Origin of the sequence: Comamonas sp. w2-DMI (assembly GCF_040187735.1) — a bacterium.
In the GTDB taxonomy this organism is placed as follows: domain Bacteria; phylum Pseudomonadota; class Gammaproteobacteria; order Burkholderiales; family Burkholderiaceae_C; genus Comamonas; species Comamonas terrae.
The window spans coordinates 42953-55853 of the sequence record NZ_JBANEL010000021.1 but is presented as its reverse complement, the minus strand read 5'-3'; the positions used below and the strand labels follow the sequence as shown (position 1 = coordinate 55853).

The window sequence follows — 12901 nt, the reverse complement described above, 5'->3', positions numbered from 1 at the left end:
GGTGGTCAGCACCAGATAGGCATCCTTGGGCAGCGTCACGGGCGCTTGGCCGTCGCATTGCGCAGGCGGGCCGCGGCAGCCAGGTCCAGGCCAGCGCCGAAATAGGCCGCATCCTGGGGCACCTTGGCGCTGTCCACGCCATCCACATATTCAAAGCCCAGATCGCCCTTGACGGAGGCGGTCAGGGCCTTGGACACGATGGCCAGGGAATCCACCAGGGTGGAGCCCGCAGGGATGATGCCCAGGCGCAGCTTGTCGCCCGCTGCGATGGGCGCCGCGCTGTCGGCCTCCAGGGCGCCGCCTGCGGTGCCGGTCTTGAGGATGAAATGCAGGGCATTGAAGTTGCCCCACGGTGTGGCGCCCAGCAGATTGCCGCGCTTTTGGTTGATGGTCACGATTGCCATGATTGGCTCCTAGAACAATTCGATGGGGAACACAGCCCGGCCGGTGCCGGGCGCAGCCAACCGCCGCGCCCGCAGCCGCCGGATTACTGGCGCGCGCCGATGATGGGCACAGCCGTGTCGATGGCAATCACGCCATGGTCGGTGAAGTGCTTGGTGCCATTGCCCTGATCCACGGCCCAGCGGACCTTGGAAGTACCCTGAATCGCGCCGATCAGCAGCTCCATCTTGTCGTCGTGGTCGAACGGCTTCTCCTTCCAGAAGAACGGCATGCCGCCATGGCGGCTGGAAGCGAACGCCTGCGCCAGCGCCTGGCCGCCCAGCAGCAGCGCACGGTCCACCGCGTGCGTGGTGCCGAAGCCTGTCGGCACGACGCAGGTGCTTTCCGCATCGCTGTTGTACTGGGCGCAATAGCTGATTTCGTCCCCGGCGTAGAAGCGGATCGGGCGCGGCATCTTGCAGATCAGAATTCCGTTCCACAGGCCCACCTCACCCAGGAACAGGGGATGGCGCTCCGCCTGGCTGGCGCGCGTCAGGGCATTGGCCTGGAACTGCCGGAAATCCTTGTCCTGCGAGAACTGGTGGTATTGCGCCGGGCTCACCAGCATCATGCGCAGAGGCGAGTCATCGGCCGCCTGGTCACCCGGTAGGCGGATGGCGGGAGGCGGCAGCGCGATGGACTCCACCAGCGTGCGCACGCTATCCACCACGCTCATGCCCAGCACGTCGGTCGATGCCAGATCCACCTCGCCGGCATTGACGGCAAAGGGCTTGATCGCATCGCCATCGGCCAGGTAGTGGCGATTCTTTGTGGGCGCCAGCACGGGATTGATGACAATATCATCGAAGTCCGTGTGGTCCTTGGTGGGGATGGCCCATTCGATGTTGTTGTGAAAACCGCGCGCGCCGGCCAGATGCACCAGCGTGCCTTGATCCTGGTAGCGGTCCATCAGGCTCTGCGCGATCGGGCGGCCGATCTTGCGGAAATCCACGGGCGAGCGCAGGTCCGTCATCGTGTCGCCCACGTCGATGGGGAAACGCGCCTGATTGACGCGGACACGGGCCTTTTCCAGCGAAATGCCGGTGCCCTTGCCCTCGGCCATGCGCGCGCCCATGATGGGGTAGGCACCGACAGGCTGCACAAAATGGAATTCCACCTCATCGCCCTTGCCGCGCGACAGGTCCACGGTACGCACAATCGGCATGTCCGTGGTGGTCTGCTTGCGCAGCGTGGCGCCCACCGAACCTTCGCTCTTGGGCATGGGGCCGACCATCTGGTTCAGCTTGGAATTGCGCTGCATGGACTGGGAAAACAGTCCGGCGGCTTGCACGAATTGCGCATTGGACGAGCCTGCGCCTACACTGGTCTTGGACATTTCGGGTCCTCCTGCTATGGGACACGGGCGCTCTCGTCACGAGATGGCCCAAAGGGTTTTTGCGGCGGGCCTTGCGGCTACACCACGCTGTTCATCAAACTCGTCTGGCGCTCGCGCGGCAGGCTGGCCATGTACTCCAACAGGGCAGCAGGGTCGCTTGCGAGTTGCTGGACACGCTCGGCTTCGGAGCCGGTCGGCGCCGCACCGGGCAGGCTGGACAGGCTCACGGGCGGCTCGCTCTTGGCTGCCGCCAGCGCATGGGCCACGGCCGCGGCGGCCGGATTGGCTGCTTGCGCGTCGGCATGGACCTTCTTGAACTGGTCAAACAGGTCGATGACCTCCTGGGTGGTACCGCCCTGCAAGGTGCGGTCAATGGCTGCCTGCACGTAGCTGGGCTGGCCAGCCTTCCAGCTGGCAAACTCCTTGGACTCCGCGACTTCGTAGGCATCCTTGTGGGCATCCAGGATCTTCTGGATATGGGCTTGCTCTGCCGTCAGCGCCTGCTCGCGCGCCTGGGCTTCACGCTGCGGAGCCAGCGCAGCTTCGACCCTCTCGCTCACCAGCCTGGCGATACCGGCGGCCATCGCCTCCTCGGAGAAATCGCCAAAGATGGAAACATCGGCCCCGCCTTGCACCAGGGATTGCGCTGCCGCCAGATTCTTGTCCGCCTGGGTCGGCGCCTGCCCGGCGTCCGCGCGGGCTTGTGCATCGGCCTGGGCTTGCTGCAGATTGGCGGCCTGGGCAGCAGTCAGCTGCTCCAGTTGCGCCCGCAGCTGGTCGCGCTCGGCAATGGCCGAATCGCGGGCCGCGCGGGCCTCGGTCAGCTTCTCGTAGGGAATGGTGTAACCGCCGGACTTGCTCGCAATCGGAGCGCCTTCGGTCTCTTCCTGAGCCTGTGGCGCTGTCTCTGCGGCGGGGGCATCCTGGGTTTGCGGCTCGGGTTGAGCCTGGGGGGCGGCTGCTGCGCTTTCAGGGGCGTCGGGATGGGACGTATCCGCGTCCAGATCCAGTTCACCGGCAAAGGCGGCATCCAAGAGTTTTTGAGCTTCGGTGGTCACTCTGTCGTGCTCCGTTCCCAGCTATCCGGCTGGGCCTGTTATGGGGCACACCGATTCGAGGCGTTGGCCAGGGCCGAAGCCCTGACCTTCACACTCTCCAGCGGTGGGACGGGCCGGCTCATCACGAGCGGGCTGGTTGGGGGCTTTCGCCTCTAACCTGGAGCGCAGTTTCCATCCCCCTGACAACTGCGTCCAACTCTAGTGGGGTCCTGCTACTGCCCGATGTTGTCGCCCGTGCGCAGCGTCTCGATGCCGCGCAGGCCATCGCCAGGCTGCGAGGGTACGGGCGGGTAGGCCGGGCTCGTGTTCTGGCGCACGGCAGGCGCCGCACCCGCCTCCGACTCGGCCGGGCCCGTGGCCGCGCCCTCACCCTCCGGCCCCTGCCCCTGGATATAGGGGCTCTTGATGTTCATGGCCGCGGTCTGCGCCGGTGTCGGGAAATTCGGATCGTCGCCGCCCGGTGCGGGCCGCTGGTACCCCGCGCCCTGCATGATCGCGTCGGCAATGGGCGCGATCATCGGCATCTGCGCCACCTGCGCGCCGCCCTGCATGGCGCTGTAGGCGGCCTGAACACCTGTCTGCACCTGCTGGGCGCCCATCAGCTTCTCGCGCGCCACCACTTCGCGCTCGCGCAGGTCCAGTTCGCGCATCTTCAGGTCCCGCTGCAGCTCCTGCTCGATCTGCGCACGCAGTTGCTCCGGGTCCTGCTGCTGGGTAGCTTCCTTGATGACCCGGATGATTTCCTCCTTGCGTGGCAGATCCATCAGGTCAAGCATGAACGGCATCACCACCTGCTGCATCTGGGGTGGCAGCGACTTGACCGCCTCGGACAGCGCCGCCAGTTGCTGGGCGCGGAAGCTCGAGGAGGATGGGACATCCGACAATGCCACCTTCAGGCGCGTGCGCTGCACGTCGTTGGACAAATAGCGCAGCCCCCCCCTCTTCGACCGCCTCGTTGAGCACCACGGTACGTGGCGGATTGATGGTGTCACCCTCGATGACGATCACCTCCCGCTCGCTGCCCAGGTCCTCGATCTCCAGGGCCAGCATGAGCTCGCCCACCATGGCGCGGCCCTCGGCGAAGTTGTCCATCAGGTCCGCAATGCTGATCTGCGATTGCTCCACCTGGGTCTGCTCCTGCACGCCGCTGGTCGCATTTCCCTTCTGACCCTGGAACGCCGCGGTGATGGAGCCCACGCGCTGCAGCGCCGCACGGCTGTCGGCCATCATTTGCAGCTGCTGGTTGTTGAGCTGGAAGTCCCGCTTGACTTCAAAGCGGGCCCCATGCTGTGCCATCGCCTCCGGATCCAGCAGAATGTCCGCGTCCGGCCGGGCAATCTGGCGGCGAAACTGCTCGTCCGTCATGGCCACGGCGCCCTTTGTCCGCTCGGTTCGGACCGAGGCCATCCCCCAGCGCAGCTTGGCGATGGAACTGTTGAGGTTGTCCTGCGGGAAGATCATGTCGCGCACCAGCCCGAACGGCACTCGCGTCATATCTTCCCGGTAGCCCCAGAAAGGCACATACGGGAAATGCGGATGCGGATACGGGCTTGCGCTGTCATGCAGCAGATGCGGCCCCATCCAGTAGGAACGGCGCAGGCGGGCCACCGTGGAACGCTGCAACTCCCCCTGTTTACTGGCGACAGCCGCCTGATGCATGGGGTTTTCGCTATCAAATTCGACAACCCGGCCGCCGCGCATCTTGAGCAGTACCACGTTCACCCAGCGCCGATACCACAGCTCCACCAGGCACACCTCATCCGACTCACGACGGTACCATGCCTGCTCGCGGGTGGTCCAGGCACGGTTGGTATCGGCGGCCGACATCAGGCCCGTCGACACGCCGCCCTCGGTCACATAGCCGCCATAGCCACCCATGCCGCTGACGGATTCAGCTTGCAGGATCACATCGGCCTTGTCCTCGAAGGCCCGCGCCGCGCGCTCCTTGGCGATGAAGCGCTCACGCAGCAGCCAGCGTGCATCGGACAGGTCTTTCTCCGCCGCGCGCATGTCCCAGAAGATTTCATTGCGGTGGATGTACCGGCAGCGCGTCTTGTACTCCAGCGGATTGCTGTTGCGCGCGACTTCCACCCATCCCAGGCCCACGGCCGCCTGCGGCTTGAAGGCCTCGCTCATGGCCTGATCGGCCTTGCTGAAACGCTCGGCCTGGTTGAGCCGGAAATTCAGCGCTTCAGCTACATCCCGGCCGGACGGGTCGCCATCGGGAGTCACCCGCCAGTCGGTACGGGTCTTGGCCTCATACCCGCAGATGGCCGCGATGGCCGGGCCGATCACATTCTCTTTGGCCGGCGGCACGCCGGTGGCCTGCATGCGCTTGAGCAGCTCCGTGCCCAGCTGGTTGCCATCCGCATAGTCCGCCTCCTTGTCGGCGGCCGCGCGCCACGGGGGCTGGTCGATGCATTCCTCGATGATCCTGGCGTACTCGGGAAGTGTGATGGGCTCGCCCATGTCGGCGTTTCGAGGAGGCTTGATGTATTGCATGGTTGCTCTCACGCGCGCCAGTCGGGCGCATCCTGTTCCTGGTATTGGTCGTTCGCGCTGGGAATGCCCGCCATCTGCGGCACCCATAGCGCCACATACCGCATGCAGTCCGCGCCGTGGCTGAACTCGTCGTGCAGCGGCTCCATGGGCTCGTTGGTCACTGCATGAATGCGGCGCTGGTACCGCTTCAGGCACTCCAGCAGCCGCGCAGCCTTGGTCGCATCGAAATAGCAGCGCGGCAGAAGCATCCGCACCTGCTTGATGCCCTCCTCCACGTCCGTGGGCCGCGCCTGCACCCTCACAGAACGGCGGCCCAGCTCCCGCAGCAGCTGCTCGGTACTCTTGCCGGTCTGGAAATTCTTGGTCTTGCCGTCATGCGGCAGGTAATCGGTGCCCCAGCGAAAAGGCAGCTTCTCAAGCCTGGCTACATACCAGTCCAGCGTGCGGTGGCTGTCCTCGATATAGCCGATGATGCGCACGTCCTGCGGCCCGCGCTGCACCAGGGCGATGCTCATCGCATCGTTCCATCCCAGATCCCATACGGTGTGCACCGGCAGCGTCGGGTCGTAGGGCACGTCGCGCACCCGGTTGTCCAGGTAGACCGACTCCATTTCATGCCGGTAGATCGCGCCGGCCGCCACCCGCCTGGCCTTGCCCTCCCAGATATGCGCATAGTCGTCGGGCAGCATGGTGCGCTTGGCCTTGCGGCGCTCGTCGTCCAGCACGCGCGGGAACCATGGGTTGTCGCGCCAGTTGATCTCGACCACCCAGGTGTCCGGGCTGGGCGTGGCGATGAAGCGCTGGTAGGTCTCATCGGTCTCCATGTCCGGGTTGAGGGTCAGCCAGATTTCGCTGGCCTCTTTCCGTATCGTCGGGATCAGGGTGTCCCAGCTCTTCTTGCTGACGCCATGGGCTTCTTCCACCCACACGATGTCGCAGCCTTCAAAGGACTTGATCGAATCCACCGTATGGCTCTGCAGCCCGGAAAACAGGAACAGCGAACCATTGATGCCGCGCACCTCGGTTTCCAGCACCTCGAAGAAGGCATGCAGGTTCAGCCGGGCGATCACATCCTTGAGCAGCTGGTGCACCGACTGCTTGATGGACTTCTGAATCTCGCGGGTGCACAGCACGCGCAGCGGCCGGCTGGCGGCCATCACCAGCAGCACGGCCGCCACCGTCCACGACTTGCCGCCGCCGCGGCCACCGTGCATGACCTTGTAGCGCCTGGGCTCCCAGATGCCTGCGAGCTTCTCCGGGATGGCCAGCACCGGCGCGGGCGGCATCCCCGGCGCCGCGGCAAGGGTCGCAGAGTGCATCATTCCTGCTCTTCCTCTTCGCGCGCACGCGCCGGAGGCTTGACATGGACAATCTGGATGGCCGGCGGCACATAGCCGGCGCTGCCCGGCTGCGGCGTGTCGGCTTCCTTGTCGTCCATCCCGAAGGCTGTGCGCTCCATGTCCACCAGCATGCGCAGGCTCTCCGAGAGCGTCTTCATGGTCTTGGAACGCTCGGGCAGGCTGATCACCTTGTGGTAGAGGTCATTGAGCCGGTCAATCCCGTTATCGTCGGGGTTGCGCATGTTCTCGCCCAGTTGCTCCAGCAGCGCAATGGTATCGGCATCGGCCTGCTGCTCCAGTTCATCGAGCAGGGCGTTGGTGATCTTTCGTGCGCGGTGAATGTCGCGGCGATGAGCCAGGCGCACGTCCGCAATGGCCTGGGCATTGGCATCGACTACAGCGCGCTCCGCAGCTCTGGTTTCCTTGGATACTTCGCTGGATACTGCCGCTTTGGATACCAGGGCATCGGCCTTGCGCTGGATCTTCTCGGACAGGTCGCGCTCCCATCCATCGCGCTTCGCTCTCTTGTTGATAGCGCCGTGCGTAATGCCCGCCTCATCCGCGATCTGCCGCAGCGTTTTCACGCCCGCACGGTAGTCGAGCTCGATGCGCTCCCAATCGACAGATGCAGCTTTGCCCGCACCCGGCTTGGCGGGGGCAGGCGTGGTGACGTTTTTGGACTTGGATACTGCCTCACTGGATTCCATACCGGGATAGTCCCGGCTGGCGCAGTGGGTGTCGAACCCTAGAGGGGCGGGAGCGCGGCAAAAGGGCTGACTGGCAGCCCTGGGTCATTACACATCCAGAATCAGCTGATCGACGTTTCGGCGCCGCAGATTGGCCGCCATCGCATCCAGTTTGCGCTGCGCCTCGCGCAACTGCTGCGCCTGCATAAGGACCTGGGCCTGCAGCTCCTGCGCGCGTTCCAGCGCCGAGGCCTCCATGGACTTGCCGGCGAACAGCTGGCCGACCTGCCTGGCTTCCGCGGGCACCAGCAGCACAACATCGTCTCCTCTCTCGAGCTTGTAGCGCCCGTCGGGCAAGACGGTCACGGATACGGCCTGCGCCGGCGCATGCTGCTCCAAAGGCGTGTAGCTTTGCTTTTCCGAGGTAATCAGGCCTTCGCCGCGCAGCGCCTTGATGCGGTCATCCACGGTCGTGGGCTTGAGTCCTGTCAGCGCAATGATGCGCTCGCGCGTCGGCCGTTCGCCAGCCATATGCAATTCACGGATGGCATCGAACACTCGAAACAGACTCGAGGCCCCCTCCTCTGTCACGCCGAGGTCCACGCCGCCATCCTGGGCGCGATGTTTCAAAGCAGCGACGGTTTTAGCGGCAAGCGGTTTCGTTGGCATTGGTTCTCCATTCAGGGCCAGCGGGGAAGATTCGAGGGCCAGAGCCCCAGGGAAAGGATTTCATCGCGGGTGATGCGGCCCCACTCCACGCCGTAGGCGCGGTGCGCATCCCTGCCGCCCGACACCAGGCGGTACTGGTCATAGGCCACATGGCAGCCCTCCACGCCCGGCCGCGTGCAGCACAGGGGAAAGCCCGTGCGGTCATCGGTTTTCAGGCCAAAGCCTTTGCCCAGGTTCAAGTGCGCGTGCTGGCTGTAGCCCTCAATGCCGCACCAGATGCAGCGCAGTCCGGCCACAGCCCGGCGGTAAGCCTCGCTCGTCTGGATGTCCTCCTTGGCGACAGTCACCACCCTGGCCGCCCCGGCCGCGGCGCGGGTCAGGTCCGGGAGCAGATGCGCGGTAGCTTGGGCGCTGGCCAGCTGGCGCCGAGCGCGGTCCTGCAGGCGAGCTTCACGGCTCTCGAGGCTTTCGGATCTATCGCCAGGCGTGCGGCGCAGGAAGCCAGAACGCTTCATGGGCTTGCGTGTCGTCAGCATGGCACCACCTGCTGGAAGTCCTGCACCTCAAGGCCCAGATCCATCGCCAGCCCGTGCTCAATGCGCGCACCACGCGAGTTGCGCCAACCCGGCAGCATGTAAATGCAGTCGCAGTCGGCGATCTGCCGCAGTGACATGCGCATGTAGCCCAGCCAGCTACCACCGCATGGAGGCACGGGGTTCTCCGCCGGGTTTTCGACGTGGTGGCCCTGGGAGCGCAATACGGCCGCCGCGGCATGGAATGCCGGATAGTTCGACTGCGGCAGCCCTGTCATGGGCCCGGCGATATAGATACGCTTCACCACCATGGCCGCTCTCCCTCGCCTACCCGTACCAGAAATCCATAGTCGTCCAGCACGCAGATGTCGGCCGCGCCCAGTGGAACCAGATTTCCGCAGCGATTGCGAAACAGCAGCACCCGTTCATAGAGCCCATCGAGCCGGCGCTTGATGTCGGGATACGTCTGGACGGCTCCCGGATTGATCTGCACGGTCGGCAGCGGCTTGCGCTGCCCGGCCAGCGGCGTAGACGGGCGTCCGAAAAATGCGATGTCCATCAAAACACCTCCACTTCCCAGCCGCCGCCGCTCTTGGCCGCCTGCTTCCTGATGGCCAGGAACTCGAAGGGATAGAGCTCTGCGGCCACCTTGATCTTGACCCGCGCGTCATCCGTCCAGAAGCCCTTGGTCTCGTGGATCTGCATGCGGCCGTCGGCCAGCATCACCGCAAAGTCCGGCGTGTAGAAGGTGCTGTCGGCCAGGCGCAGCTTGATACCCTCGAACTCGAACCAGGCCACCTCGCCCGCATGCTGGCGCTGGGCCAGATGGGCGTGGTACGCCTGCTCGGTCTTGTTCATCTCCCGGGCCTTGAGCCGGCCCAGGGCGTACATGGCCTGCTTTCCTGCGCCAGCTCGCCGAGCGCCGGCCGGAACCTCAGGCACTGCAGCTCCTCCTTGACCGCCTGCCGTATTCCGCGGAACAGCCCGTGCCCATGTGTCTCGGACTCCTCTTCCAGGACCATAGCCCTGTGCCTTGAGTAATCCCAGAACCCCGGCGTCATCGCCAACCGGACCAGATGGTCCCTGGCCTCCTTGAATACGTCCGTCATTGGCTTTCTTCATGCTGCGGCTCCTCCCGCAATCAGAGAGGTGAACATCCCGCAGGGCTCCTGCCAGGAGCGGTAGCTCAGCACCTGATACACGGTCGGCAGGGACACGCCGTGTTCCAGCGCAAGCGCTTGGGCCAGGGTCTTGCCGCCCAACTCTTCGCGCGAAGGCGGATCAGCCGCCAGGGCGCGCATGGCCCGGACCTTTGCCCAGTTCAGCTTGCCTTGACGCTCCTGCCGGCTCCTGGCAATGCGTTCGCGGTGGATGTGCGAAAGGCGCGTACCCCGGCTTTCATCGTTGCGCTGCCCGCGCACCAGATGCGTGAACTCGATACAGGCGGGATTCCCGCATGTGGCCTTGACGGTTTGATGCGGCTTCAGACGGCCGGCCCTGATGACCCAGATGGCGCGGCGCAGAGACTGCGGCGACTCGTCCGCGCCGAAGCGGTGCATGGGGCCGCGCACGTCATCGATGTAGCCCGTCCAGTCGAGGCAGCCGTCCAGGCGCCGGCGGCACTTGCCCTCGATCAGCTGCAGCTTGAGCTCGTCGCTCATCTGCCAGTCGTGCAGCACGAAGAAGGGGAAACGGTCCAGCAGCACCCTGCGGATGAGCTTTTCGTTCTTGAGCTCGTCCAGGATTGCGCGCAGCGCCGCGCGGGCGGCATGGTGACGCTTGCGGCTGCCGGACAGTTCGATGTAGCTGACGGGCCCTTGAGCGATGCGCGCCAGCACGGATTCGCGTGTGTGCTGCGTTTTCATGCCCATGTCTCCTTCTTTGCAGGGGCTGCCAGGGCTGCCAGCACCTCGCGCCCCACCGATGAAATCTGTGTCTTGCCGCTGGCGCTGCCGTTTTGCAGCACCAGAAGCGCGCGCTGCCTGTCGCCCACAAAAACCGGGCGCGGGGCCGGCAAGCCGCGGCTGGTGTACTCCCAGTCGGCATCCCGCGCGCCAGCAAGACGGCGCGGGTACTCGAACTGGCCGGCGGCCACATAGGCGCGGTATGCCTCCTGAAAGCGGTGCTGCAGGTACGACATCTCCTTGAGCAGCGTGCTGCAGACCTTGGGCCAGCCGCCCAGGTCCTCGATCACGGCATGGATGGCCGGGTCGTCAAACACCACGTCCTGCCAGCCGCCCACAGCGCCCATGGCTTCCTGGACCTTGCCCCAGGCCAGGGCCGCCCGCTCGGTGCTGGTGCCCATCAGCACGCGCGCAATGTCGGCCACCTTGGGGGCGAACTGGCCGCGCTCCGGATCGGTGCAGTGGCGCTGCACTGCGGTGCGAATCTGTTCCAGCTCAAACCCCTGGCAGGCGTTCCACCACAAGTCCAGCACAAAGCGGCTGGCATCTTGGCGGTAATAGGCCAGCACGTCGGTGATCAGTTGCGCGAAGGCCGGGCGATCAGACTGCTGCATGGCTGCCTCCTTCCGCTGCCCAGGCGGCCGCCACATCGCGGTTGCGCTGCTCCTGCGCTTCTTGGCGGTTCCCAGGGGTGCCATGGCCGGTAGCGCCAGCGCCATGGCTTACGCCCACCTGCTGCTGCGTGGCCCACTTCTGGGAATTGCGCAGTAGCAGGCCCACGGGGTGCAGCTGATCGCAGATGAACTTCTCCTCGACCCGGCGCACGTAATGCACCGCGATGCGTGGCGCACGCTCCGCGCCCACCTTGTCGATGAACTGGGAGATTTGCCCAGCCACCGATGCATTCCACAACGGCCAGTCCTTGTAGCGGCCGTGGTAGGCAATTGCGTAGGCCACCCAGGTCTTGTGGCTCTTGGTGTTCTCACCCGGGTAACGCAGTTCACCAGGGATTACATGGGTCACTCCGTTGGGTGCCGCCACCACCATGGGAGGGAGGTCCTTGGGTTCCTTCGGCTCTTTCGGTGCCTTCCTGTCCTTCTTCTCCGCAGCCTTGGCGCCAGCCTGGGCTGCAAGAGAAGGAGTCTCTGTAGGAGTCTTATGTGTAGTCTCTGTATTAATGACGGATTGCGCTTGGCGCAGTTCGTCGAGCGACGTTTCAGACGCCCCCGAACTGCGCTTGGCGTCGATGCCGGATTGCGGTTTCTGCATTTCCCGAACTGCGTTTTCGTCGTTCGGGGATTGCGCTTTTGTTTGTGCCTCGGACCAGGCGTCAAAAGCCGCGTCCACGGCTTCCAGGTTCAGGCGGTAATAGATGCGGTGCTTCAGACGCTGGTTCGTTTCGATCAGGAAGCCAGACTCGCGCAGCTGCTTGCGCGCCGTGACCTGCTCCCGGTAGGAAAGCCCGGTCTCCTCCGTGAACTGGTCGGCGGTCTTGTGCGTGCCAAGGTCGCTCTCGCTACGCTGGCTCCAGTAATACAGCTGGGCGAAGAGGATGGCCACGTTCACGCTGCCGAAGAAGCGCGCCAGGCGGGGGTAGTAGGCAACTGGGTGGCCGACATTGGCCAGGGATGCGGAAAGGCTCATGTGCTGGCGCCGCCTTCCTGCGCCAGCCTGGCCTTGTGCTGGCCCCACAGGCCGGCAATCCATTGCACACCCTTGGGCGTGAACTTGGTGGCGCTGAAGGCGTGCTCGTTGGCCCGGGCAACGCCAGCTCTCACAATGAATCGCCCGGCGTCGATGTGATTCTGGTAGGCAGTCCACTCGCCATTGAGGCGGTACATGATCTTCTGGTCCTGCAGCCAGGCCCGGAATTCATGCTCGTTGGCATCGAGCAGCTTGGCCACCTGCCGGAATCCCATGGCACCATTGGCCGCGACATAGCGGTCCACGTACTCGACCTTGGGCGCGGCCAGCGCCAGCTGCTCTGCCTGGGCTTCCAGTTGTTCTGCCTGCTCGGCGGCCAGGCGCAGGGCCTGGGCCATGGTCTGTGGCAGCCTAGGGGTCTGCTGGGCCTCCAGCTCCTGCCAGCGCTTGACCACCTTCATGCGGGCCACGGCGTCGTAGCCCAGCAGCAGGGTCAGGCTGGTGTCCTTGTCCAACTCGTATTGGGGGTAGCGCTGTTCGTTCTCGCCAACGTAAGTGCTTGAAATACAAACAGAACGCAAATCTGCGTTTTGCATGAGCGCGTCCATCATGATGCGAATGTCGCGCATCACGTCGGCATGGCGCTTGCCCGTCAGCTCCGCGATCTCGCGGCTACTCATGGTGATGGGCATGGATGCAGTGGTCAGTGCATTCATCATTGGCCTCCCACGGCAAAGGTGCCCGCCGCCTCTCGGGACAAAATGGCAGCTTCCACACAACCATTCCCG

The 12901-nt window shown here is 64.8% G+C and carries 16 protein-coding genes; all 16 read right to left on the bottom strand.

What is annotated here, in order from left to right:
* Positions 1-35 precede the first annotated feature (35 nt).
* The 16 genes from V8Z74_RS19600 to V8Z74_RS19525 all read right to left on the bottom strand — a co-directional run bounded on the left by V8Z74_RS19600 (position 36) and on the right by V8Z74_RS19525 (position 12829).
* A complete protein-coding gene (locus tag V8Z74_RS19600; protein ID WP_349710817.1) occupies positions 36-404 on the bottom strand; it encodes a hypothetical protein in 369 nt (122 codons plus the stop codon).
* An 83-nt stretch (positions 405-487) separates the two neighbouring features.
* A complete protein-coding gene (locus V8Z74_RS19595; RefSeq protein ID WP_349710815.1) occupies positions 488-1777 on the bottom strand; it encodes a phage capsid family protein in 1290 nt (429 codons plus the stop codon).
* Between the two features lie 77 nt (positions 1778-1854).
* Entirely contained in the window at positions 1855-2835 is a 981-nt protein-coding gene (locus V8Z74_RS19590) for a hypothetical protein (protein WP_349710813.1), read from the bottom strand.
* 212 nt (positions 2836-3047) lie between these two features.
* The gene (locus V8Z74_RS19585) at positions 3048-3719 is read right to left on the bottom strand and encodes a hypothetical protein (protein WP_502879584.1); all 672 of its coding nucleotides are present in this window, start codon (positions 3717-3719) and stop codon (positions 3048-3050) included.
* A complete protein-coding gene (locus tag V8Z74_RS19580) occupies positions 3604-5337 on the bottom strand; it encodes a portal protein (RefSeq protein ID WP_349710809.1) in 1734 nt (577 codons plus the stop codon). The genes V8Z74_RS19585 and V8Z74_RS19580 overlap by 116 nt, the downstream gene beginning before the upstream one ends.
* 8 nt (positions 5338-5345) lie before the next feature.
* The gene (locus V8Z74_RS19575) at positions 5346-6659 is read right to left on the bottom strand and encodes a PBSX family phage terminase large subunit (RefSeq protein WP_349710808.1); all 1314 of its coding nucleotides are present in this window, start codon (positions 6657-6659) and stop codon (positions 5346-5348) included.
* Positions 6656-7384, bottom strand: coding sequence for a hypothetical protein (locus tag V8Z74_RS19570; protein ID WP_349710807.1), 729 nt, complete (start codon positions 7382-7384; stop codon positions 6656-6658). Before V8Z74_RS19570 ends, V8Z74_RS19575 begins: the two co-directional genes overlap by 4 nt.
* A gap of 87 nt (positions 7385-7471) precedes the next feature.
* Complete coding sequence (locus V8Z74_RS19565; protein WP_349710806.1) at positions 7472-8032, bottom strand: hypothetical protein; 561 nt, start codon at positions 8030-8032, stop codon at positions 7472-7474.
* Positions 8033-8043: 11 nt separating this feature from the next.
* Positions 8044-8568, bottom strand: coding sequence for a hypothetical protein (locus V8Z74_RS19560; RefSeq protein ID WP_349710805.1), 525 nt, complete (start codon positions 8566-8568; stop codon positions 8044-8046).
* Positions 8562-8876, bottom strand: a complete 315-nt coding sequence (locus V8Z74_RS19555) for a DUF4406 domain-containing protein (RefSeq protein WP_349710804.1) — start codon at positions 8874-8876, stop codon at positions 8562-8564. The genes V8Z74_RS19560 and V8Z74_RS19555 overlap by 7 nt, the downstream gene beginning before the upstream one ends.
* Positions 8867-9124, bottom strand: coding sequence for a hypothetical protein (locus V8Z74_RS19550; RefSeq protein WP_349710802.1), 258 nt, complete (start codon positions 9122-9124; stop codon positions 8867-8869). Before V8Z74_RS19550 ends, V8Z74_RS19555 begins: the two co-directional genes overlap by 10 nt.
* On the bottom strand, positions 9124-9456 hold the full coding sequence (locus tag V8Z74_RS19545; protein ID WP_349710801.1) for a PDDEXK family nuclease: 333 nt from the start codon (positions 9454-9456) through the stop codon (positions 9124-9126). Before V8Z74_RS19545 ends, V8Z74_RS19550 begins: the two co-directional genes overlap by 1 nt.
* A gap of 227 nt (positions 9457-9683) precedes the next feature.
* Positions 9684-10430 (bottom strand): hypothetical protein, encoded by a 747-nt coding sequence (locus V8Z74_RS19540; RefSeq protein ID WP_349710800.1) that lies wholly within the window; start codon positions 10428-10430, stop codon positions 9684-9686.
* Complete coding sequence (locus V8Z74_RS19535) at positions 10427-11083, bottom strand: DUF6475 domain-containing protein (RefSeq protein WP_349710799.1); 657 nt, start codon at positions 11081-11083, stop codon at positions 10427-10429. The genes V8Z74_RS19540 and V8Z74_RS19535 overlap by 4 nt, the downstream gene beginning before the upstream one ends.
* Positions 11070-12113 carry a hypothetical protein gene (locus V8Z74_RS19530; protein WP_349710798.1) on the bottom strand — a complete coding sequence of 348 codons (1044 nt, stop codon included), beginning with the start codon at positions 12111-12113 and terminating at the stop codon, positions 11070-11072. The genes V8Z74_RS19535 and V8Z74_RS19530 overlap by 14 nt, the downstream gene beginning before the upstream one ends.
* Positions 12110-12829 carry a phage antirepressor KilAC domain-containing protein gene (locus tag V8Z74_RS19525; protein ID WP_349710796.1) on the bottom strand — a complete coding sequence of 240 codons (720 nt, stop codon included), beginning with the start codon at positions 12827-12829 and terminating at the stop codon, positions 12110-12112. The genes V8Z74_RS19530 and V8Z74_RS19525 overlap by 4 nt, the downstream gene beginning before the upstream one ends.
* Positions 12830-12901 lie beyond the last annotated feature (72 nt).

What these genes read in the sequence shown, in the direction of transcription:
- V8Z74_RS19600 (WP_349710817.1), bottom strand. Translation starts at nt 404, where the DNA reads ATGGCAATCGTGACCATCAACCAAAAGCGCGGCAATCTGCTGGGCGCC.
- V8Z74_RS19595 (WP_349710815.1), bottom strand. Translation starts at nt 1,777, where the DNA reads ATGTCCAAGACCAGTGTAGGCGCAGGCTCGTCCAATGCGCAATTCGTG.
- V8Z74_RS19580 (WP_349710809.1), bottom strand. Translation starts at nt 5,337, where the DNA reads ATGCAATACATCAAGCCTCCTCGAAACGCCGACATGGGCGAGCCCATC.
- V8Z74_RS19575 (WP_349710808.1), bottom strand. Translation starts at nt 6,659, where the DNA reads ATGATGCACTCTGCGACCCTTGCCGCGGCGCCGGGGATGCCGCCCGCG.
- V8Z74_RS19570 (WP_349710807.1), bottom strand. Translation starts at nt 7,384, where the DNA reads ATGGAATCCAGTGAGGCAGTATCCAAGTCCAAAAACGTCACCACGCCT.
- V8Z74_RS19565 (WP_349710806.1), bottom strand. Translation starts at nt 8,032, where the DNA reads ATGCCAACGAAACCGCTTGCCGCTAAAACCGTCGCTGCTTTGAAACAT.
- V8Z74_RS19560 (WP_349710805.1), bottom strand. Translation starts at nt 8,568, where the DNA reads ATGCTGACGACACGCAAGCCCATGAAGCGTTCTGGCTTCCTGCGCCGC.
- V8Z74_RS19555 (WP_349710804.1), bottom strand. Translation starts at nt 8,876, where the DNA reads ATGGTGGTGAAGCGTATCTATATCGCCGGGCCCATGACAGGGCTGCCG.
- V8Z74_RS19550 (WP_349710802.1), bottom strand. Translation starts at nt 9,124, where the DNA reads ATGGACATCGCATTTTTCGGACGCCCGTCTACGCCGCTGGCCGGGCAG.
- V8Z74_RS19545 (WP_349710801.1), bottom strand. Translation starts at nt 9,456, where the DNA reads ATGTACGCCCTGGGCCGGCTCAAGGCCCGGGAGATGAACAAGACCGAG.
- V8Z74_RS19540 (WP_349710800.1), bottom strand. Translation starts at nt 10,430, where the DNA reads ATGAAAACGCAGCACACACGCGAATCCGTGCTGGCGCGCATCGCTCAA.
- V8Z74_RS19535 (WP_349710799.1), bottom strand. Translation starts at nt 11,083, where the DNA reads ATGCAGCAGTCTGATCGCCCGGCCTTCGCGCAACTGATCACCGACGTG.
- V8Z74_RS19530 (WP_349710798.1), bottom strand. Translation starts at nt 12,113, where the DNA reads ATGAGCCTTTCCGCATCCCTGGCCAATGTCGGCCACCCAGTTGCCTAC.
- V8Z74_RS19525 (WP_349710796.1), bottom strand. Translation starts at nt 12,829, where the DNA reads ATGAATGCACTGACCACTGCATCCATGCCCATCACCATGAGTAGCCGC.